The sequence below is a fragment of the Streptosporangium lutulentum genome, from assembly GCF_030811455.1.
In the GTDB taxonomy this organism is placed as follows: Bacteria; Actinomycetota; Actinomycetes; order Streptosporangiales; family Streptosporangiaceae; genus Streptosporangium; species Streptosporangium lutulentum.
This window is the reverse complement of the sequence record NZ_JAUSQU010000001.1, coordinates 4,379,159-4,399,020: the sequence shown is the minus strand read 5'-3', so window position 1 is coordinate 4,399,020 and position 19,862 is coordinate 4,379,159. Positions and strand designations below refer to the sequence as shown.

The 19,862-nt window shown below is 69.7% G+C and carries 16 protein-coding genes; 3 read left to right on the top strand and 13 right to left on the bottom strand.

Going from position 1 to position 19,862, the window contains the following annotated elements; translation table 11 throughout:
• Positions 1-41: 41 nt before the first annotated feature.
• From J2853_RS19645 to asnB, 9 genes are all read right to left on the bottom strand, one after another.
• On the bottom strand, positions 42-1,079 hold the full coding sequence (locus J2853_RS19645) for a DUF4331 family protein (protein ID WP_307559977.1): 1,038 nt from the start codon (positions 1,077-1,079) through the stop codon (positions 42-44).
• A 253-nt stretch (positions 1,080-1,332) separates the two neighbouring features.
• The gene (locus J2853_RS19640; protein ID WP_307559975.1) at positions 1,333-1,596 is read right to left on the bottom strand and encodes a formate dehydrogenase subunit delta; all 264 of its coding nucleotides are present in this window, start codon (positions 1,594-1,596) and stop codon (positions 1,333-1,335) included.
• Between the two features lie 3 nt (positions 1,597-1,599).
• Complete coding sequence (fdhF, locus tag J2853_RS19635) at positions 1,600-4,395, bottom strand: formate dehydrogenase subunit alpha (protein WP_307559972.1); 2,796 nt, start codon at positions 4,393-4,395, stop codon at positions 1,600-1,602.
• Complete coding sequence (locus J2853_RS19630; RefSeq protein ID WP_307559970.1) at positions 4,392-5,957, bottom strand: formate dehydrogenase beta subunit; 1,566 nt, start codon at positions 5,955-5,957, stop codon at positions 4,392-4,394. Before J2853_RS19630 ends, fdhF begins: the two co-directional genes overlap by 4 nt.
• A complete protein-coding gene (locus J2853_RS19625; protein WP_307559968.1) occupies positions 5,954-6,427 on the bottom strand; it encodes a formate dehydrogenase subunit gamma in 474 nt (157 codons plus the stop codon). Before J2853_RS19625 ends, J2853_RS19630 begins: the two co-directional genes overlap by 4 nt.
• Before the next feature lie 327 nt (positions 6,428-6,754).
• Positions 6,755-7,687, bottom strand: coding sequence for a LysR family transcriptional regulator (locus J2853_RS19620; protein ID WP_307559967.1), 933 nt, complete (start codon positions 7,685-7,687; stop codon positions 6,755-6,757).
• A gap of 73 nt (positions 7,688-7,760) precedes the next feature.
• On the bottom strand, positions 7,761-8,591 hold the full coding sequence (locus J2853_RS19615; RefSeq protein ID WP_307559965.1) for a polyphosphate polymerase domain-containing protein: 831 nt from the start codon (positions 8,589-8,591) through the stop codon (positions 7,761-7,763).
• Complete coding sequence (locus J2853_RS19610; protein WP_307559963.1) at positions 8,588-9,169, bottom strand: DUF4956 domain-containing protein; 582 nt, start codon at positions 9,167-9,169, stop codon at positions 8,588-8,590. Before J2853_RS19610 ends, J2853_RS19615 begins: the two co-directional genes overlap by 4 nt.
• Positions 9,170-9,411: 242 nt before the next feature.
• A complete protein-coding gene (gene asnB, locus J2853_RS19605) occupies positions 9,412-11,250 on the bottom strand; it encodes an asparagine synthase (glutamine-hydrolyzing) (protein WP_307559961.1) in 1,839 nt (612 codons plus the stop codon).
• A 130-nt stretch (positions 11,251-11,380) separates the two neighbouring features.
• On the opposite strand from asnB, the gene J2853_RS19600 reads away from it, so the two are divergent.
• Both J2853_RS19600 and J2853_RS19595 read left to right on the top strand, forming a co-directional pair.
• On the top strand, positions 11,381-12,016 hold the full coding sequence (locus J2853_RS19600; RefSeq protein ID WP_307559960.1) for a TetR/AcrR family transcriptional regulator: 636 nt from the start codon (positions 11,381-11,383) through the stop codon (positions 12,014-12,016).
• Between the two features lie 147 nt (positions 12,017-12,163).
• Positions 12,164-12,973, top strand: coding sequence for a class I SAM-dependent methyltransferase (locus J2853_RS19595; RefSeq protein WP_307559959.1), 810 nt, complete (start codon positions 12,164-12,166; stop codon positions 12,971-12,973).
• Positions 12,974-13,057: 84 nt separating this feature from the next.
• Here the strand turns inward: J2853_RS19595 and J2853_RS19590 are convergent, their stop codons facing one another.
• A complete protein-coding gene (locus J2853_RS19590) occupies positions 13,058-13,843 on the bottom strand; it encodes a GNAT family N-acetyltransferase (protein ID WP_307559958.1) in 786 nt (261 codons plus the stop codon).
• A gap of 149 nt (positions 13,844-13,992) precedes the next feature.
• On the opposite strand from J2853_RS19590, the gene J2853_RS19585 reads away from it, so the two are divergent.
• Entirely contained in the window at positions 13,993-14,430 is a 438-nt protein-coding gene (locus tag J2853_RS19585; protein ID WP_307559956.1) for a YchJ family protein, read from the top strand.
• A gap of 69 nt (positions 14,431-14,499) precedes the next feature.
• Here the strand turns inward: J2853_RS19585 and J2853_RS19580 are convergent, their stop codons facing one another.
• The 3 genes from J2853_RS19580 to J2853_RS19570 all read right to left on the bottom strand — a co-directional run bounded on the left by J2853_RS19580 (position 14,500) and on the right by J2853_RS19570 (position 19,857).
• Positions 14,500-16,161, bottom strand: a complete 1,662-nt coding sequence (locus tag J2853_RS19580) for a glycoside hydrolase family 13 protein (RefSeq protein ID WP_307559954.1) — start codon at positions 16,159-16,161, stop codon at positions 14,500-14,502.
• A gap of 82 nt (positions 16,162-16,243) precedes the next feature.
• Entirely contained in the window at positions 16,244-18,745 is a 2,502-nt protein-coding gene (locus J2853_RS19575; RefSeq protein WP_307559952.1) for a CBM35 domain-containing protein, read from the bottom strand.
• Positions 18,746-18,870: 125 nt separating this feature from the next.
• Positions 18,871-19,857 carry a carbohydrate ABC transporter permease gene (locus tag J2853_RS19570; protein ID WP_307559950.1) on the bottom strand — a complete coding sequence of 329 codons (987 nt, stop codon included), beginning with the start codon at positions 19,855-19,857 and terminating at the stop codon, positions 18,871-18,873.
• Between the last annotated feature and the right edge of the window lie 5 nt (positions 19,858-19,862).

The following is a 19,862-nucleotide window of genomic DNA, read 5'->3' as shown; positions in this document are numbered from 1 at the left end:
GCCGAGGCCTCACCCCGCTCCTCGCCTCACGGGCCGAGCGGTCAGGGAGCGGCCGGTTCCGCCACCGCGTACGGGAACGTGCCGCTGCGGGTGTCGGAGAACTGCCCGGGGGTGAGACCGGTGCTCGTCGCCGCGTTCAGGACGAGGGAGAACATCACCTCGGGCGCGTTGCCGGCGAGGGGACGACCGTTGTGTTCGGCGAATCCGAAGACGGCCGGGGTGCCCGTACGGTAAGGCAGCACGTCGGGCAGCAGGCGCCGGGCCACCGTCTCGCCGTAGGCGACGGGATCGTCGTGGGTGCCGTTCGCGGCGACGACCCCCGCGACGAGCCGCGCGATGTGCTCACTCTCGCCGTCCATCTCGTCGGCGGGATGAACCTTGTTCGCGTCGCCGGCGTACTCGCTGTCATCGGGACGGAAGATCGGCCACACCATCGGATGGCCCTCCCGGTTGATCTGCCGCCAGCCGCCGGCGTCGGTGGCCAGTTTGGTGGTGACCCAGACCCCGATGCGCCGGTCCGCGCTCAGCCGGGGATCCCGGTCGGCGATCTCCAGCACGATCGCGTGGATCGTCGAACCGGCGAAGCTGCTCTTCGCCGCGTTCGGACCCCACCCCGGCAGTTCGATCCTGGCGCCGTTCCTGACGGCGGCGTTGATGGCACGGACCTGCGTCAGGTCGACGTAGAACGGGTCACGAGCGCGCCCGGCCCACAGGCGCAGGCCGTCCGGGCCCGAGATGGGGCTGTCGGTCCGCCCCTCGGCGAGAAGGTCGCCGGTCGCCGTGTCATCGCTTGCGTCCGAGCCGGTCAGGACGTGGAGTGCGACGGCCTGCTCGCCCCTCTCGTCGCGTTCGCCGAAGGTGACCCGGTAGGTGAGCTCCTCGACCGTCGCGTCGTCCATGTGAATCTTGAACTCGTACCGCGCCTCGGGGTGGAACCCCGGCCGCGCGTCAGGCCCGGCCAGCGAACTGTTCACGTCCATGACGAGAACGGTGCCCGTCTCGCCGGGGAAAACGAAGAGGTCGGTGATGTCGAGCCGGTTGTCTCTGCGAGCGATCTCGCAGTCAAGGTGATGCGACACTGAATTAACCTCTCGAATCGACTGAGAGCCTTAAATACAGTGTCAATGGCTTATTGGTGGCATTAATCGGTCAAGCGCCCAAGGTTGGATCAAGTATCCAGTCTCCTGGTGCGCCGGACCTCAAAACCGCTCCAAGCGGAGCGGGGGAGGGCCGGGGCGGCCCACCGGCCCTCCTCCCGGGGAGCGGACGCGCCGGGGGGAGGGCCGGTTCTGCCAAGGGGCCGTCAAGGCGCCTGCTTCCCGCCCTGTGGTGTCACAACCCGGCCGGGGAGGGCCGGGGTTCCGCGTGCCTGTCGACGGGTGGTGGCAACAGGGCCGCGGCGGCCACGGCCAGCGGGTCCAGGCCGCTGCCGGAGTCCTGGGCGGCGGCGATCAGCCGGATCCGCATCCGGGGATCCCAGAAGCTCTGGATGTGGTCGGCGATCGCCCGGGCGGCGTCGGCCGGATCGCGGCGCTGGAACTGCGCCGCGATCTCGTTGGCCAGGCGAATGTGAGGAGGCGTGTGCGTCGAGGTCACGGCTCACTCCGCCAATGCCGGGACGGAGTGCGCCGGGACGGGATGCGTCAGCGTCACCTGAACCGCGGTGACCTTGTACTCGGGACAGTTGGTCGCCCAGTCCGAGTTCTCGGTGGTCACCACGTTGGCGCCCGTCACCGGGTGGTGGAAGGTCGTGTAGACCACTCCGACCGGCATCCGATCGTCGATCTTGACCCGCAGGCTGGTCTCCCCGATCCGGCTGGCCAGCGCCACGGTGTCGCCGTCGCGGATACCGCGCACCTCGGCGTCGTGCGGGTGCATCTCCAAAAGGTCCTCCGGGTGCCAGGCCGTGTTGCCGGTGCGCCGGGTCTGAGCGCCCACGTTGTACTGGGACAGGATGCGCCCGGTGGTGAGGATCAACGGGTACTTCCGGGTGCTGCGCTCCTGGGTCGGGACGTAGACGGTCTCCATGAACCGGCCCTTGCCCCGGACGAATCCGTCGATGTGCATGATCGGCGTGCCCTCGGGCGCCGCCTCGTTGCACGGCCACTGCACGCTGCCGACCTCGTCGAGCTTGGCGAACGACACACCCGCGAAGGTGGGCGTGGTCATCGCGATCTCGTCCATGATCTGGGAGGAGTCGTCGTACTTCATCGGGTAGCCCATCGCCTGTGCGATCTCGCACACGATCTGCCACTCGTGCTTGCCGGTCTTGGGGGCCATCACCGGACGCACCCGGTTGATGCGGCGCTCGGCGTTGGTGAACGTCCCGTTCTTCTCCAGGAACGACGTGCCCGGCAGGAAGACGTGCGCGTACTTGGAGGTCTCGTTCAGGAAGAGGTCCTGCACCACCACCAGGTCCAGGGCCGACAGGGCGGCCGTGACGTGCTTGGTGTTCGGGTCGGACTGGACGATGTCCTCACCCTGCACGAACAGCGCCCGGAAGGAGCCGTCGACCGCCGCGTCGAACATGTTGGGGATGCGCAGACCCGGCTCGGACTGCAGTACGGCGCCCCACAGCGTCTCGAAGGTGCTGCGCACCGCGTCGTCGGACACGTGGCGGTAGCCCGGCAGCTCGTGCGGGAAGGAGCCCATGTCGCACGACCCCTGCACGTTGTTCTGCCCGCGCAGCGGGTTCACCCCGACACCCTCGCGGCCGATGTTGCCGGTCGCCATGGCGAGGTTCGCCATGCCCATCACCATGGTCGAGCCCTGGCTGTGCTCGGTGACCCCGAGGCCGTACATGATGGTCGCGTTGCGCGCGCCGGCGTAGAGGCGGGTCGCCGCCCGCAGCTCGGCGGCCGGAATGCCGGTGATCTCCTCGACGGCCTCGGGGCTGTGCTCCGGGCCGGAGATGAACCGCTCCCACTCCGAGAAGTCCTCGCAGCGCTCCGCGACGAAATCGCGGTCCACGAGGCCCTCGGTCACCACGACGTGCCCCATGGCGTTGATCAGCGCCACGTTGGTGCCGGGCATCACCCGCAGGTGGTGCTCGGCCTCGACGTAGGGGGACCGCACCAGGTCGATCCTGCGGGGGTCGGCGACGATGAGCTTGGCGCCCTGGCGCAGCCTGCGCTTGATCCGAGAGCCGAACACCGGGTGGGCGTCGGTCGGGTTGGCGCCGATGATCAGGATGACGTCCGACTTGTCGACGGACTTGAAGTCCTGGGTGCCGGCCGATGTGCCGTAGGTCTGCTTCAGGCCGTAGCCGGTCGGGGAGTGGCAGACCCGGGCGCAGGTGTCCACGTTGTTGTTGCCGAAGGCCGCGCGCACCATCTTCTGGACCGCGTAGACCTCCTCGTTGGTGCAGCGGGAGGAGGTGATGCCGCCGATGGCGCCCAGGCCGTGCCGGCTCTGGATCTCCAGCATGCGCCGGCCGACGTAGCCGATGGCCTCCTCCCACTCCACCTCCCGCCACGGGTCGGTGATCCGCTCGCGCATCATCGGCTTGAGCTGGCGATCGGGGTGGGAGGCGTAGCCGAAGGCGAACCGGCCCTTGACGCAGGAGTGTCCCTCGTTGGCCTTGCCGTCCTTGTAGGGGACCATGCGGACGACCTCGTCGCCACGCAGCTCGGCCTTGAAGGAGCAGCCGACGCCGCAGTACGCGCAGGTGGTGAGCACGCTGCGGTTCGGCATGCCCAGCTCGACCACGGAGCGTTCCTGCAGCGTGGACGTCGGGCAGGCCTGCACGCAGGCGCCGCAGGACACGCAGTCGGACTCCATGAAGGTGCCGCCGGCGCCGGCGGAGATCTTCGTGTCGAACCCGCGGCCGTCGAGCGTCAGGGCGAAGGTGCCCTGCACCTCCCCGCAGGCCCGCACGCAGCGGGAGCAGGCGATGCACTTGCTGGAGTCGAAGTCGAAGTAGGGGTTGGAGCTGTCGGTCGGCGCGTCGAGGTGGTTCTCGCCGTCGAAGCCGTAACGGACCTCGCGCAGGCCGACGACCCCGGCCATGTCCTGCAGTTCGCAGTCGCCGTTGGCCGGGCAGGTCAGGCAGTCCAGGGGGTGGTCGGAGATGTAGAGCTCCATGACCCCGCGGCGCAGCTCGGCCAGCTTGGGCGTCTGGGTCCGCACCTTCATCCCGGGCGCCACCGGGGTGGTGCACGAGGCGGGGGAGCCCTTGCGGCCGTCGATGTCCACCAGGCACAGACGGCAGGACCCGAAGGGATCGAGGTTGTCGGTGGCGCACAGTTTGGGGATCTCGATGCCGGCCTCGGCGGCGGCGCGCATCACCGAGGTTCCCTCCGGAACCATGATGGGCTTGCCGTCGATCTCCACGGCCACGGTCGCCTCACCCGGCCGCGCCGGAGTGCCGTAGTCCTGTTCCTTGATCAGGCTCATCGCTGTTCCTCCGTCGTCGTTCCGAAGTCACCGGGGAAGTGCGCGAGGGCGCTCTTCACCGGCATCGGGGTCAGGCCGCCCATCGCGCAGAGGGAGCCCTCGACCATCAGGTCGCACAGGTCATTGAGGAGTTTCAGGTTGGCCGGCCGGTTCTCGCCCGCGACGATCCGGTCGATGACCTCCACTCCGCGCACCGCCCCGATCCGGCAGGGGGTGCACTTGCCGCACGACTCGGCGGCGCAGAACTCCATGGCGAACCGCGCCTGGCCCGCCATGTCCACGGTGTCGTCGAAGACCACCACCCCGCCGTGGCCGACCATCGCGTTCGCCGCGGCGAACGCCTCGTAGTCCATGGGCAGGTCGAACTGGGACGTGGGCAGGTATGCCCCGAGCGGCCCGCCGACCTGGACGGTCCGTACCGGCCGTCCCGACCGGGTGCCGCCGCCGTAGCCCTCGACCAGTTCGCCGAGGGTGATGCCGAAGGCGGTCTCCACGATGCCGCCCCGGGCGACGTTGCCGCCGAGCTGGAAGACCTGGGTGCCCCGGGAGCGGCCCACGCCGAGACCGGCGAAGGCCTCCGCGCCGTCGGCCAGGATCATCGGCACCGAGCCGAGGGTGAGGACGTTGTTGACCACGGTCGGCCTGCCGAACAGGCCTTCCAGCGCGGGGATCGGAGGCTTGGCGCGGACCATGCCGCGCTTGCCCTCCAGGCTCTCCAGCATGGAGGTCTCCTCGCCGCAGATGTAGGCGCCTCCGCCGACCCGGACGAACAGGTCGAAGGAGAGCTCCGAGCCGAGGATGTTCCGGCCGAGCCAGCCCTGCGTGTAGGCGGTCTCGATCGCCGCCCGCAGGGTGGCCACCGCGTCCGGATACTCCGAACGGATGTAGATGTACCCTTCCTGGGCGCCGGCCGCCCAGGCGGCGATCGTCATGCCCTCGATGAGGGTGAACGGGTCGCCCTCCATCAGCATCCGGTCGGCGAAGGTGCCGCTGTCGCCCTCGTCCGCGTTGCAGCAGACGAACTTCAGGTCCGACTCGGCCTGCTGAACCGTCTTCCACTTGATGCCGGCGGGGAAGCCGGCGCCGCCGCGGCCGCGCAACCCGGACTCGGTGACCTCGGCGACGACCTCCTCGGGGGTGAGGGACAGGGCGCGCCGCAGCCCGGCCATCCCGCCGTGCGCGGTGTAGTCCTCGGCGGAGAGCGGGTCGACGACGCCGACCCGCGCGAAGGTGACACGCGTCTGATCGCGCAACCAGTCGATGTCCTCGACCGGGCCGAGGCACAGGCGGTGCTCGGCGCCGTCGAGCATGCCCGCCGCGACCAGCTCCTCGACGTCCTCGGGGGCGACCGGGCCGTACGCGATCCGCCCGGCGGGAGTGGCGACCTCGGCCAGCGGCTCGAGCCACAGCATGCCGCGGGAGCCGGTGCGGACGATGCGGAGCGGGCGACCGGCCGACGCCGCGGCGGCGGCGATGCCGTCGGCGACCTCGTCGGCCCCCACGGAACGGGCCGCGGAGTCGCGAGGGACGTAGACGGTCACGATCTCGTCCGGGGCGCTCATGCGCTCACCTCCAGCAGGCGGTCCAGCTTCTCCGGGCTGACCCGGCCGTACAGCCGGTCGTCGACCTGGACGGACGGGCCGATCGCGCAGTTTCCAAGGCAGAAGACCTGTTCCAGGGTGACCGCGCCGTCCGCGGTCGTCTCGCCGAAGGCGACCCCGAGCCGCGCCTGGGCCCGGTCGACCAGCTTCGCGGCGCCCACCGCCTGGCACGCCTCGGCCCGGCAGATCCGTACCGTCCTGCGCCCTGGCGGGGTCTGCCGGAAGTCGTGATAAAAGGTGATGACGCCGTGCACGTCGGCCCTCGACATGTTCAACTCGTCGGCCAGGACGGGGACCACCGCCGGGTCGACACAGCCCAGATCTTCCATGATCGCGTGGAGGATCGGCAACAGGGCTCCACGTTTGCCGCGGTGCTCCGCGACGATCGCACGCACTTGATCTTCCAAGGATTGCGTTGACTGCGATGTCATGACCGGCCCTTCAGATAATAGGACACTTACTATGCAAGGTCATGTATCCATAGCAAGACGTCCAATCGTTTTCTACTATCGCATGAAAGGCGTCATCTATCACCCCTGCTCAGGTGGTGTGCCAGAGCCTTGGTGATCTTTTCTCCTCCGGGGTGATCCGGCGGCGAGGCGCGACGGGAAGATTCTCGCGCCGGGTGGTTCACCCGCGCCAGGTGGTTCACGAGATGCGATGGGAAGACCCTCGTGCCACGTGGTTCACTCACGTCGGGCGGTTCGCTCACGCCACGTGGCTCACTCGTGCCACGCGGTTCACCCGCGTCGGGTGGTTCACGAGAGCGGAGCGAGGTGCTGGTGCACCAGTCGGTCGAGCTCGTCGCGGAGGTCGAGCTCGCGGGTGACGTCCAGCAGCGCCTGGGCCAGAACGGGTTCGGGACTGCGGTCGGCGATCACCAGGCCGACCCTGGGGACGTGCGCCGGCCTTTCCATCCGGACCACCCGCATGCCGTCCGGGACGCCGAACATGTGCAGCCAGGCGTGGGCGATGACGCTGGACCAGCGGTGCGTGGCGACGTGGGCGTACAGGGCCGAGACCGTGTCGGTCTCGATGGCGGGGACCGGGGTGGTCCCGGACGCGAGGAAGATGCCGTCCAGGATGCGCCGGTTGCGCATCTGGGGCGCCAGGAGACACAGCGGGAGCGCGGCGACCTCGGCCCAGCGCACCACCGTCCGATCGGCCAGCTCTCCGTCGTCGGGGGTGAGGAGGAGGTAGCGCTCCTCGTACAACGGGGTGGCCCGGACGCCGCAGAGCTCCTCGTCGTCGAGATAGGTCATGGCCACGTCGATCTCGAACTCCGTCAGCTGCCGGTTGATCTCGCGGGAGGACAGGGAGGTGAGGGAGACCCGGATGTGCGGATGCCGTTCGCAGAAGGGGGCGGTCAGCAGGGAGGCGGCGGTCAGCGCCGTGGGGATCGCCGCGATGCGGAGCGTGCCGGACAGGCTTCCGCGCATCGTGGACAGATCCTGGCGCAGCGCGTCGCACTCGGCGAGGATGCGCTGCGCCCACAGCAGTACCTTCTCACCCTCCGGGGTGAGCCCGGCGAACCGCTGACCGCGCTGTACGAGGGGCACGCCGAGGTCGCGTTCGAGCTTGCGGATGGCCGCCGACAGGGACGGCTGAGAGACATGACAGGTCGCGGCCGCCCGGGCGAAGTGCCGCTCCTTGGCCAGTGCCACCAGATACTCCAACTCGCGCAACAACACACGAGTGAATATGCCGTGGTCGCGTGTATGCCGTCTACAGCGGTGGAGGGAGTCTGTCATCGTCGTTCCTCGATCAGACGGGCGTCATGATCGCAGCGGGTTCGACAGAGTGGTCCGACCGTTCCGGGACGGAGGGATGGGGCGGGAAGTAGCGGCGCAGGGCCTCATGCCACCGGTTCGCGGAGACCTCCCGCAGAAGGGCGACCCCCAGGCAGTACTTGCTGGTGCTGATCGGGCGGGCGCCCAGACCGTGCAGGAGCCGGTCGGCCGGCGCCGCGCCGTTCGACGACTTCGACTCCAGCAGGACACAGTCCCGGCGGGCGAAGACCCTGCCCCCGGCGTCTCGGCAGACCAGGCCGGTGTCGCAGGTGAGCCTGGCCGATCCCGACCTGTCGACCAGGGTGACCCGCCGATAGTCCGTGGACAGCACCGGCCCGAGCTTGTCCGGCGGGCTCAGGTGGAGCCCGGCTGCCAGGGTTTCGGCCACGAAGTCGAGTGCCTCGGGGGTGAGGACGTCGGCGGCTCCGGTGTAGGGGATGCGATGCTTGTCGGTGCCTCCCCGCGCGCCGCTGAGCTTGACTTCCAGCCAGCGCCCACCACCGTCCAGGTACGTGCGGGTGCGGATCTTGTATCGCCGGCGCCTGCCCTGCCGATGGTGGCGGAAGGTGAGCAGGTCGGGGGTGTCGAAATAGGTCGAGCTGTAGCCGAACTGCCGTCGGCCGTCGATCTGGAGCACCTCGAAACGTCCGGCGAGATCGGCGGCCAGATGGGCCATCGTCGTCGCGGGCACGATGTATTTGCGGTCCACCCGGGTCATCAGCTCCGAGGTGCTCAGCACCTCTTCCAGCCCGACGGGGGGCAGGGCCGCGGCGACGCCGACCAGCAGCACTCCCGAGTCCGTCATCGCACGCCCCCCTGCCGGACCGGGCGCGACGCCGATGCCCTGTAGCGGACGTTCACCACGGTCACGTCCCTGACGTAGTCGACCTGTGTCACCTCGCACTGCAGGACGGGAGCACGCAGCCGGCGCTCCAGATCGGCGTGGAGCGCCTGCGGGTCGGCGTGGACGACGTCCAGCGTCACCACCTGGTGGCGGGTGGTCCCCAGGAGGCGGGGATGGTCGGCGACGTACATCACGGCCAGCAGCACCACGTCGAGGAACAGCGCGGTGAGCGGCCAGGACGCCGCGATGCCGTTGATCAGGCCCAGCGCGATGGAGATGAAGTAATAGGCGATCTCCTGCTGGGTGATCTCGCTCGATCGGAGTCTGATGATCGAGAGCACGCCGAACAGGCCGAATCCCACCGCCAGGTCGACCCGCTGGACGAGGAGCAGCGAGACGACGGCGAAGATGCCCACGTTCAGCGCGAGGTAGGCGAACAGGAGATCGCGTCGATGGTGCCGGCGGAAGTACAGCCCGTAGGCCAGCGCGATGATGGCGACGAGGTTCATCGCGAACCCGAGAATCGTTGTGGCGTGCATGGGGGTCCTCCAGCGGTTCCGTTCCTCTGTTGTGAACAGCCTGAGGAGGGCGGGTGAACCGTGAGTGAGGCATCGATGAGGAGATCCTCATGATCATCCGTCCGGGTCCGCGCCACCGGGGTGGAAGCAGAGCGTCGTCGCAGGTCGCCGGTGCCGGACTCGGGCGTGACCGCCGAGCCGTCCTCGCCCGGGTCCGGTGTGATCCCTGCCGCTGACAGGGGGGCGCGAGCGCGGCGGAGCGGTCACGAGGTCGTGATGGTGGGCTTGTACATGTCCAGCCAGAGCGAGAGGTCGAGGGCGCGCTCAAGCGCGCGACGGGCGAAGGGCGCGGCCTGTGGGGTGTCGACCTCGACGGCGCGGCGCAGCCCCTCGCGGTCGATGATGTCGAACACCGGGTTGGCGGCGTCGGAGAGGACCTCCCGCGCGCTGTCCCGCAGTTTCGTCGCGTACGCCGGGTCCTGCGTGGAGGGGTAGGGGCTCTTGGTCCGCTCCCGCACCGACTGGGGGAGCAGGTCGGCGGTCGCGCCGCGCAGGAGACTCTTCTCCCGGCCGTCGTAGGTCTTGAGCGACCAGGGGGCGTTGTAGACGTACTCGACGAGACGGTGGTCGCAGAACGGCACGCGGACCTCAAGGCCGACGGCCATGCTGGTGCGGTCCTTGCGGTCCAGCAGCACGCGGACGAAGCGGGTGAGGTACAGGTGGGAGATGCGGCGCATCCGGTACTCGAAGTCGCTTTCGCCGTCCAGCCTCGTGATCGTGGCGACGGCGGCGTCGTAGCTGTCCTGGATGTAACGACCGAGGTCGAGGGCCTTGCCGAGCTCCTGGTTGAGGAAGGTCCGCGGACGGGACTCACCGGCGAAGTACGCCAGCCACGGGAAGGTGTCGGCCTGCTGGACCTTGGGGCTGAAGAACTGCTGGTACCCCCCGAACACCTCGTCGGCGGACTCTCCGGACAGCGCGACGGTCGAGTGCCGCCGGATGGCGGAGAACAGGAGATAGAGCGAGGCGTCCATGTCTCCCAGGCCCCCGGGGGTGTCCCGGGCGCGGATGATGTTCGCCCGGGTCTCGGGGTCGGCGAGGGCGGCGGAGTCGAGGACGATGTCCTCGTGATCGGTGCCGGACAGCTTGGCGACGTCGTGCACGTAGGGGGTGTCGGGCGTGGCGCGCAGCGCGGTGGCGACGAAGTTCTCGGCCTGCCCGGCGAAGTCGACGGCGAAGCTGCGCAGCGTCTCCCCGGTGCCCGACAACTGCCCGGCGGCGATCGCGGTCAGGGCCGAGGAGTCCAGCCCGCCGGACAGGAGCATGCATCGCGGGACGTCGGCGACGAGCTGCCGCCGGACGATGTCGTCGAGCAGGTCGCGGACGTGCGCGACCGACGTCTCGCGATCGTCGAGATGGGGTGCGGTCCGCAGCGACCAGTACCTGTCGACGCGCAGGGCGTTGATGTCGACTCTGACGACGGTGCCCGGCTCCACCTCTCGCATGCCCTTCCAGATCGCGAGGCCGGGGGTCCTGACGAAGGCGAACAGCTCGCGGAGACCGTCGAGCCCGACGGCCCTCTCGGCCAGCGGGTTGGCGAGGATGGCCTTGGGCTCGGAGCCGAACAGCACTCCGTCGGGGGTCTGGTAGTAGAAGAGCGGCTTGACGCCCATGCGGTCGCGGATCATGACCAGTTTGTTGTGCCGGCCGTCCCAGATCGCGAAGGCGAACATGCCGTTCAGGCGCTCGGCGACCGCCTCGCCCCATTCCAGGTAGCCGTGCAGCACGACCTCGGTGTCCGAGGTCGTGCGCAGTGCGTGGCCACGTCGCAGGAGCTCGTCGCGCAGCTCGGGAAAGTTGTAGGTCTCGCCGGAGTACACCAGCGTGACGTCACCGTCGGGAGTGCGCACACTCATCGGCTGCCGTCCCCCGGGCAGGTCGATGATCGCGAGCCGGCGATGGCCGAGAGCCGCGTGCTCCGTTATCCAGGTCCCGTGGTCGTCCGGCCCGCGGCGGGCCATGGTCATGGTCATCGCCTCGACGGTGGGGCGTTCCTGCCGCAGGTCGCGCTCGAAGGACACCCATCCCGTGATTCCGCACATGTCGATCCCCTGTCCTGCCGAGGCAGTGTCGCCGGTCGTGCCGTGAGGCCCCCATTTTCGATACTCTCAGTGTAAGAATGCTCTTAGTGAAGTCAAATGAGACCAAGGGTGAGACCGGTATGCTGTGCCCATGCGAGAGGGTGGGTTGCGGGAGCTGAAGAAGACCCAGACACGCCGGCTCATCGCCGACACCGCGGCCTCGCTCTTCCGTGATCGGGGATATGACGAGGTCACGGTCGACGAGATCGCCGCCGTGGCCCAGGTGTCGAAGAAGACGGTGTTCAACCACTTCCCCACCAAAGAGGACCTGGTCTTCTACCGGGCCGACGAGCGCGAGGCCATGTCGCTGGCCGCCGTCCGCGAGCGTCCGGCCGGCGTCTCCATCCTCGACTCGTTCCGTCAGCTCTGTTCCGAGCAGGTCGGGCTCATTCCGGGGATCCGGCGGGATCTCGCGCGCCCTCGCGGATTCTTCGACCTCGTGAACGACAACCCGTCCCTGCAGCGCAAGATGTACGAGGTCAACGCCCACCTCATGAGCACTCTCGCGGAGGCGCTGGCGGCCGAGGCCGAGGCGGAGACCGACGACCCCATTCCGGCCATCGTCGCCTCCACCCTGATCGGCGCGCAGCGGGCGCTGTACCGGCGGCTGCGCGAGCGGGTGGCGAGCGGCGACGGCGACGAGACGATCGAGGCCGCCCACCAGCGCGACGTCCGCCGGGTCTTCGACCGGCTCCGCGACGGCCTGGGGGACTACCCCCCGAAGTGACAGACCCCGCCGCACCAGACGGTCCGGACGTCGGCGGCGGGCCCGATCCACAGGACTCCTCCGCCGGCTGGAGCCGGGTGCGCGGGGTTTCCGGGTGAAAAGCGATCCTCGTTCCGCTCGCCGTCTCCCGGACGTAGCGTGGACGCCATGCCAAAGGTGCGTTTCACCGGCGAGAGGGCAACGATGCTCGCCACCCTGTACGGCAGGGCGCTGGACGCGAAATCGCCACACCCCCTTCTCAACGACACGATGGCGCTCGACGTCATCCAGAAGATCGAGTTCGACTTCGGCGCGTCCGGACTGAAGCGCGGCGACGCGGTCACCGTCGCGCTCAGGGCCGGGCATCTGGACTCGTGGGTCCGGGAATTCCTCGCCGTCCATCCGGAGGCGACCGTGCTGCATCTCGGCTGCGGCCTGGACAGCAGGGTCTACCGCGTCGATCCGGGCCCGGGCGTGCGGTGGTTCGACGTGGACCATCCCGAGGTGATCGAGCTCCGGCGACAGCTGTACCCGTCGCGCGACGGCTACGAGATGATCGGCTCGTCCGTCACCGACCCCGCCTGGTTGGCGCCGGTGCCCGGCGACCGGCCGGTGCTGGTCGTCGCGGAAGGCCTGACCATGTATCTCAAGGAGGACGACGGCAGGGCGCTCTTCCGGTGGATCGTGGACCACTTTCCCGGCGGGCAGTTCGTCTTCGACGGCTTCAGCAGGCGCGCCATCACGATGCAGAGGATCAACAAGGTCGTCCAGGTCGCCGGAGCGACGCTCCACTGGGGAATCGACGGCGGCGCCGAACTCGAGACGATCGCCCCCGGGCTGCGGTGTGTGACGACCCTGAGCGCCTTCGACCTCGACGGTTACGAGAAGGTCGGGGCGGGCTACCGTACGGTGGTCAAGGTGGCCAGGCTCCTCCCGGTCATGCGAAGGATGTCGACCTTCTACCGGCTGGAGTTCTGACGAGGGGCGGGGCGGCATCGCGTCTCCGGCTCCGTACGGCCTGGTTCTCGCCCTGAGCGGGCCGCGGAACGTCCGGGGCGCCGCTCAAACAGGGCCGGCCTCCGGCCGGGGGCGGACGAGTTCGACGGAGCCGCCGGTCCGGCGTGCGCCGAGGCCGGTGAGCAAGGTGGTGGACCCCGTGTTGGTGACGTCGGCCTCGGCGGTCACCTCGGTCTTTCCCCGCTCGTGCAGGACGGCGAACGCTCGCGCGAGCAGGATCGAGGCGAGGCCCCGGCGACGGTAGGGACGCCCGACGGCGATCAGGCCGAGCCTCGGGACGCCGGGGTCATTCCAGACCCGGACCAGTCCGGCGTATCGACCGGTCGATCGCTCGACGGCCACGAGGTAGAGAGCGGGATCGAAGGACGGGGAGTCGTGGGTCTCCCGGCGGAATCCCGGCGGGGACCACTTCCACCCGTCGGCGCCCGGGACGTCCTGCCGCAACTCGTCGTCCAGCTCCCGGAGCCGGTCCTCGTCCACCTGGTCAGCGGTGACGATCTCGAATTCCGGCGGGGCGGTCCCGCCGGCCAGGCCGGTGATCGCCGGATCGGTGGGGATGGCGTAGAGGTGCTCTCGCCGGTGGACCGCGAAACCCGACTCCGCGAGGTGCCGGTGCGTCTCGGTGTCGGATTCGTCGATCTCGGTGTGGAGATCTCGCTGGAAGTGCTGTGCGACGGCCCGGGCGAGTGGCCCGTAGGCCTCGGCCCGGCAGGAACCGAAGGAGACGACGCACCGGTCGTCCGGCCGTACGAACGCGGCGGCCTTTCCCACGGCTGACTCGCCGTGGTGGGCCGTCCATCCGCCGGGGGTCATGGTGACGACAACGTTCATGGAGCGAACGTAGGCACGCGGAAAGAGCCCGCGCCACCGCTTTTTCACGTCCCCCGACGGCCGGCTCTCCCTCCTCCTCCGCCGCTCGATGCCCTCGCGGTGACGGGCGGTGTCCTCACCGCGGTGCCCGGTGCCCCCAGAATGGAGTCATGTCCTCACGCACGCCACGCTCGCCGCGGGCCCGCGCCACCTCGGCGGCCTGCCCCTGCGGCCTGCCCGCGACCTATGACGACTGCTGCGGCCGGCTGCACCGGGGGGAGGTCCGGGCGAGCACCCCGGAGCAGTTGATGCGCTCCCGCTTCAGCGCGTTCGCCGTCCATGACGAGGCATACCTGCTTCGCAGCTGGCATCCCACGACCAGGCCGCCCGGCGTCGACTTCGACCCCGCGCTGCGCTGGCTGCGCCTGGACGTCATCGGCAGCACCGGCGGCCCGCTCAACGTCGAGGGCACCGTCGAGTTCCGCGCCCACTACACCGAGCGTGGCCACGCGGGCGAGCTCCACGAGAACAGTCGCTTCGTGCGTCACGATCATGCCTGGGTCTATCTGGACGGGCTCGCCGGCAACCGGCCGGGCCTCTCCGTATAGACGTACAGACGCCGATCCCGCCGGGATCGCCCTCAGGGGTCGCCCGGCGAGGCGGTGTCGGCGACCTGGTCAAAGAGCGTTCGTGTCCGACGCCGCTCCGGGAGCCAGGCGGAGCCAGGCGCAGGTGTCGGACGGCAGCAGCCCGCCGGTGACGGGGCCGCTGGCCAGCAGGACGCCGTGGTGGGCGGGCAGCTCGACGGGGGCTTCGGAGAAGTTGACGACACAGGCGAAGTCGTCGCCGCGGGTGAAGGCGACCGTTTCCGGGCCGGTGCCGAGCCAGGAGACGGTTTCCGGGAGCCGGGTCAGATCCGTGCGCCGCAGGGTCAGGGCGGTGCGGTAGAGCGACAGCATGGAGCCGGGCTCGCCCGACTGAGCCTCGGCGGTGGCGTCCTTCCACACCAGAGGCTGGGGAAGCCAGGGCTCGGCGGGTGCGTCCGGCGGGGAGAAGCCGAACGGGGGGTGGTCGCCGGACCACGGGAGCGGGACGCGGCAGCCGTCGCGGCCGCGGTCGGTGTGGCCGGAACGTTCCCAGGTGGGATCCTGGAGCAGGTCGTCGGGGATGTCCTCGACTTCGGCCAGGCCCAGCTCGTCGCCCTGGTAGACGTAGACACCACCGGGGAGGGCGAGGGTGAGAAGGGCCGCGGCCCGTGCCCTGCGCAGTCCGAGGTCGAGGTCCGTCGGGGCGCCGTGGCGCTTGTCGCCCATGTCGAACCCGGTCTCCTGCCTGCCGTACCGGGTGACGTGACGGATCGTGTCGTGGTTGGAGAGCACCCAGGTGGGCGGTGCGCCGACGAGAGCGTGCGCGGCGAGGGTCTGCTCGATCACCTCGCGGACCGGGCCCACCTCCCAGGCGCAGCACAGGAACTCGAAGTTGAACGCCGAGTGCAGCTCGTCGGGTCGCAGGTAGCGGACGAACTGGTCGGGAGTGGGCAGCCACACCTCGCCGACGAAGACGCGCTCGCCCCCGTAGGCGTCGATGACGGCACGCCAGGAGCGGTAGATGTCGTGGACCCCGTCCGTGTCCTGGTACGGCAGATCGGTCGGGTCGGGGTCGGGGCCGACGTCGGGCAGCCCGGGTTTCTTGGTCAGGCCATGGGCCACGTCGATGCGGAAACCGTCCACGCCCCGGTCGAGCCAGAAGCGCAGGATGTCTTCGAACTCGGCTCGGACCTGGGGATGTTCCCAGTTCAGGTCCGGCTGCTGCGGGGCGAACATGTGCAGGTACCAGGGGCCCGGGGAGCCGTCGGTCTCGGTGACGCGGGTCCAGGCGGGGCCGCCGAAGTAGGACCGCCAGTCGTTGGGCGGCAGCTCGCCGTGCTCGCCCCTGCCGGGGAGGAACCAGAACCGTTCACGGGCGGCCGAGCCCGGTCCCGCGGCCAGGGCCTCCTGGAACCAGGGGTGGCGGTCCGAGCAGTGGTTGGGGACCAGGTCGACGATGAGCCGCAGACCGTTCTCGTGGGCCTCGCCGATGAGCGCCTCGGCCTCGGCGAGGGTGCCGAAGATCGGGTCGATATCCCGGTAGTCGGCGACGTCGTAGCCCGCGTCGGCCATCGGCGACACGTACCACGGAGTGAGCCAGAGCGCGTCGACACCCAGGTCACGCAGGTACGGCAGGCGTTCGCGGATGCCGGCGACGTCGCCGATGCCGTCGCCGTTGCCGTCGGCGAAGCTGCGCACGTAGATCTGGTAGATCGAGGCGGTGCGCCACCAGGCGGCGGGGGAATGGGGCATGGACGGGTTCTCCTGACTGGATGCTGATGGACATGCGGTGGGCGTCCCGCGCTGTGCGGGACGCCCACGGTGACTCGCGCGGCTACCAGCCGCTGTTGCCCTGACCGCGTACGAAGGCGTAGCCGGTCAGGTTGTTCAGGCCTCCGGAGGCGGCTCCGGTGACCGTCACGTGGTTCGCCGTGGCGCTGCCCGCGGCGTTCGCCTCGATGGCGTAGCCGCCGGCACCGCTGACCGCGATGTGGTCGAGGGTGAGGTTGGTGATCGTCTTCTGGTAGCTGAGCAGGATCGCCTGGTAGGTGCTGTCGACGATGGTGAGGTCCTTGACCAGCACCGGGGCGGTGATGTCTGCGGTGTCGGCGTAGATCCAGAGGGCTCCGAGCTGGGCGCCCCAGTTGGGTTCGAACCCGCCGGTACGGGTCAGCGTGTTGCGCTGCACCGAGGTGGTTCCGCTGAACGGCACGGGAGAGAACCGGGTGCTGATCGCGATGCCGGAGGAGCCGGTGACGGTGTCCGACAGCAGGTTGTCCTCGACCCGGTTGCCGTTGCCGCCGTAGACGCCGACGGTGTTGGCCAGCAGCGGAAGGGACACGGTGTTGAAGGTGAAGGCGCAGTTCGTGACCGGGGAGCCCTGGGAGAACATGGCCAGCCCGTCGTCTCCGGTGTTGCGCACGGCGCTCTGGTCGAAACGGGTGTTCCTGACGTTGGCGTGGATGTTGACGCCGTCGGCGAAGGTGTCGCGGATGCGTACACCGGCGACGTACAGGCCGTCGGTGCCGGAGTCGATCCACATGCCGACCTTGACGTGTTCCATCCAGACGTTGTGCACCAGCGAGCCGGAGCCGAAGTTCCCCTCGATTCCGGCGTCGAAGTTGGCGTCGTCGCGGTAGCGCACGTCGCCGGAGATGGTCAGGTCGGCGATCTGGACACCCGAACCGGTGGCGAAGAAGCCGCCCTTGCCCGAGGTGCCGCGGACGGTGGTGTGCCACTGGCCGGCCCCGCGCACGCTGACGCCCGCGAGGTTGACGCGCGCGTTGATGACGAACGTGCCGGCCGGGATCCACACGCCCCTGCCCTGGGCGCGTGCCGCCGCGACGGCGCTGTTGATCGCGGCGGTGTCGTCGCCGGCGTCGTCGGCGACCGCGCCGTAGCCGGTGATCGACAGGTGGCCGGCGGGAGCGGTCAGCGCGGGGGCGACCTGCTCGGTGTCGACGAGGTCGATCACGTAGGAGGCCGCGGTGGAGGAGGCGTCCTTCTGCAGCTTCAGCACGGTGCCCGCGGGCTGGGCGGGGAACTGGGCGCGCACCTCGTCGAAGAAGTGGTGCGGCTTGCCGCCCGCGGGGTCGTTGCCGTAGGGATACTCGCCGTAGACCCAGCTGTAGGCCGAGGAGAGGGACAGGTCCTGCAGTTTCGTGCCGCCCGCGTACAGCGCGAGCGGGGCGGTGATGCCGGTTCCGGCCGCGTTGTCGGGGATGGAGTAGCGCACGACGATCGAGTTGGCCGGCTTGGCCAGGGTGATCTGGACGTACTCGCCGGTGCTGTCGAGCCGTACCGCACGGCGGCCCGACGCCTCGGAGGCGAGGGTGAGGTAGGTGCGGTCGGGGCCGATGACGGTGGCGTTGGTCGAGCCGTTCTCCGCCTCGTACTCGGTGTAGGGCACGGTGGCGCCGCGGGTGTTCAGCGTGAGGTCACCGGCGACGCTCAGGCCGTCGAGGGCGACGCCGCCGGTGTCGCCGGCGTCGTACTGGTAGCCGATCAGGTTGAGGCCGGCGCGCAGCGGCAGCGTCTGCGTGGCCGTGAGCCAGCCGCTGCCCGCGGGTAGCGTGATCTGGCCGGTCTTGAGGCCGTTGACGTAGGTGCTCAGGGTCTTCGCGCCGCCGGTGGTGTTGCTGTAGCGCAGTGTCGTGACGGCGTTGCCCGCGGAGGCCACGTTGACCGTGCGGATGGCGCGGGCGCCCACGGTGGTGAATCCGCTCGCGTACCCGGTGCCGCTGAAGCCGCCGACGGCGGTGGCGACGATGGCTCCGCCCGACAGGAAACCGGTCTCCATCTGGTAGGGCAGGCCGACGGGCGGGTCGGTGGGCGGGTCGGTGGGGTCGCTCGCTCCGGTGACCGCGATGTTGTCGAGGTTGACGTTGCCGAGGTCGGTGGTGTCGAAGCGGTAGGCGACGGTGTTGGAGCCCGCCCGCAGGGTGAGGGTCTCCGCCTTGGTCGCCCAGGTGTTCCAGTCTCCGGGGGAGGGGAGGACGGTCTGCCGGATCCTGGTGCCGTTGACGTAGATCGACAGTGACATGGTCGCGCCGGTGCCGTTGGCGTAGCGCAGGGAGAAGGCCCGGGGCCCGGCGGCGGCGGCGCTCACCGTGAAGGTGGTGGCGGTGTTGCCCTTGTTGGCGTCGGTGTAGCCGCCGACGAATCCGCTGCCGGTGTAGCCGGTGTGCCCGGTGTCGACGATCGCTCCGCCGGACAGCGCCGCCGACTCCGCCTGGTAGGTGGTGGTGGCCGCGACCGCCGGCGGGGCCACGGCGATCATGGCGCCCACCAGGGCGAGGACGATGGTCGATAAGAGGATGCGAGCTTTCCGGTGCATGGCGAGATGGACTCCTGACGGGGTGGGGGGTGAGCTTGGCCGGAGCCGTAGGGGAACGCGGCCCGGCCGGAGGGAGCGGGGACGGCCTCGGCCGGGGACGGGGGGTGGGGTGGTCGCCGGGTGGCTCAGCCTTTGAGCGCGCCGGCGGAGAGGCCGCTGAGGATGCCGCGCTGGAAGATCATGAAGATGACGATCATGGGGAGGCTGGCGATGGCCAGGCCCGCGAACATCTCGTTCTGGGTCACGTAACCGGTGAAGGACAGCCGGCTCAGGGCCACGCTGATGGTCTGCGCCTCCGGGTCCCGCAGCACCAGCAGCGGCCAGAGGAAGTCCTTCCACGCCCCGACGATCGCGAAGATCGACACCACGGAGAGGACCGGGCGGGAGAGGGGCAGCACGACGCTCCACAGCGTCCGGAACCGGCCCGCCCCGTCGATGCTGGCCGCGTCGATCAGCTCGCCGGGGATCTGGTCGAAGAACCTCTTGAGCACGTAGATGTTGAACGCGTTGGCCGCGCCGGGGAGCCAGAGCGCCCAGGGGGTGTTCAGCAGGTTGACGCCGAAGATCGGCACATCGACGACGGTGAGGTAGCTGGGGACCAGCAGCGCCGCCGCCGGAAGCATCAGGCTGGCCAGCATCATGCCCAGCACCAGCTTGCCCAGGATCGGGCGCAGCTTGGACAGCGCGTAGGCGGCGGCGACGTCGACGACGAGCTGGATGAGCCAGCCGCCCACGGTGTAGAAGGCGGTGTTGAGAAGGAACCTGCCGATCTGCAGCTTCGTCCAGGCCTCCGCGTAGGTCTCCGGATGCCAGGTCTGCGGGATCAGCGTGGGCGTGGGCTGGGCCAGCTCGACGGGCGACTTCACCGCGCCGGTGATCATCCAGTAGAGCGGGAAGATGAAGATCAGTGCGAACAGCACCGCCATCGTCACCAGGGTGACCCGGTAGACGAGCCTTCCTCTGCCGCGGTTGAGGTCGGCGTCGGAGATCAGCGTGCGGGTGGCGGCCGTCCGCCGGGCGGGCGGCCGGCGGCGTGCCGTACGGGGGGAGGTCGCGGGAGGGGTGGGAGCGGGGGCCCGGCCGCGGGCCGGGCTGGGGGTGGTGACGGTCATCGGGC

Coding starts and splice junctions, on each gene's coding strand:
- fdhF (WP_307559972.1), bottom strand. CDS start 4,395: ATGAGCCTGATCAAGGAACAGGACTACGGCACTCCGGCGCGGCCGGGT.
- J2853_RS19630 (WP_307559970.1), bottom strand. CDS start 5,957: ATGAGCGCCCCGGACGAGATCGTGACCGTCTACGTCCCTCGCGACTCC.
- J2853_RS19625 (WP_307559968.1), bottom strand. CDS start 6,427: ATGACATCGCAGTCAACGCAATCCTTGGAAGATCAAGTGCGTGCGATC.
- J2853_RS19615 (WP_307559965.1), bottom strand. CDS start 8,591: ATGACGGACTCGGGAGTGCTGCTGGTCGGCGTCGCCGCGGCCCTGCCC.
- J2853_RS19610 (WP_307559963.1), bottom strand. CDS start 9,169: ATGCACGCCACAACGATTCTCGGGTTCGCGATGAACCTCGTCGCCATC.
- asnB (WP_307559961.1), bottom strand. CDS start 11,250: ATGTGCGGAATCACGGGATGGGTGTCCTTCGAGCGCGACCTGCGGCAG.
- J2853_RS19600 (WP_307559960.1), top strand. CDS start 11,381: ATGCGAGAGGGTGGGTTGCGGGAGCTGAAGAAGACCCAGACACGCCGG.
- J2853_RS19595 (WP_307559959.1), top strand. CDS start 12,164: ATGCCAAAGGTGCGTTTCACCGGCGAGAGGGCAACGATGCTCGCCACC.
- J2853_RS19590 (WP_307559958.1), bottom strand. CDS start 13,843: ATGAACGTTGTCGTCACCATGACCCCCGGCGGATGGACGGCCCACCAC.
- J2853_RS19585 (WP_307559956.1), top strand. CDS start 13,993: ATGTCCTCACGCACGCCACGCTCGCCGCGGGCCCGCGCCACCTCGGCG.
- J2853_RS19580 (WP_307559954.1), bottom strand. CDS start 16,161: ATGCCCCATTCCCCCGCCGCCTGGTGGCGCACCGCCTCGATCTACCAG.
- J2853_RS19575 (WP_307559952.1), bottom strand. CDS start 18,745: ATGCACCGGAAAGCTCGCATCCTCTTATCGACCATCGTCCTCGCCCTG.
- J2853_RS19570 (WP_307559950.1), bottom strand. CDS start 19,857: ATGACCGTCACCACCCCCAGCCCGGCCCGCGGCCGGGCCCCCGCTCCC.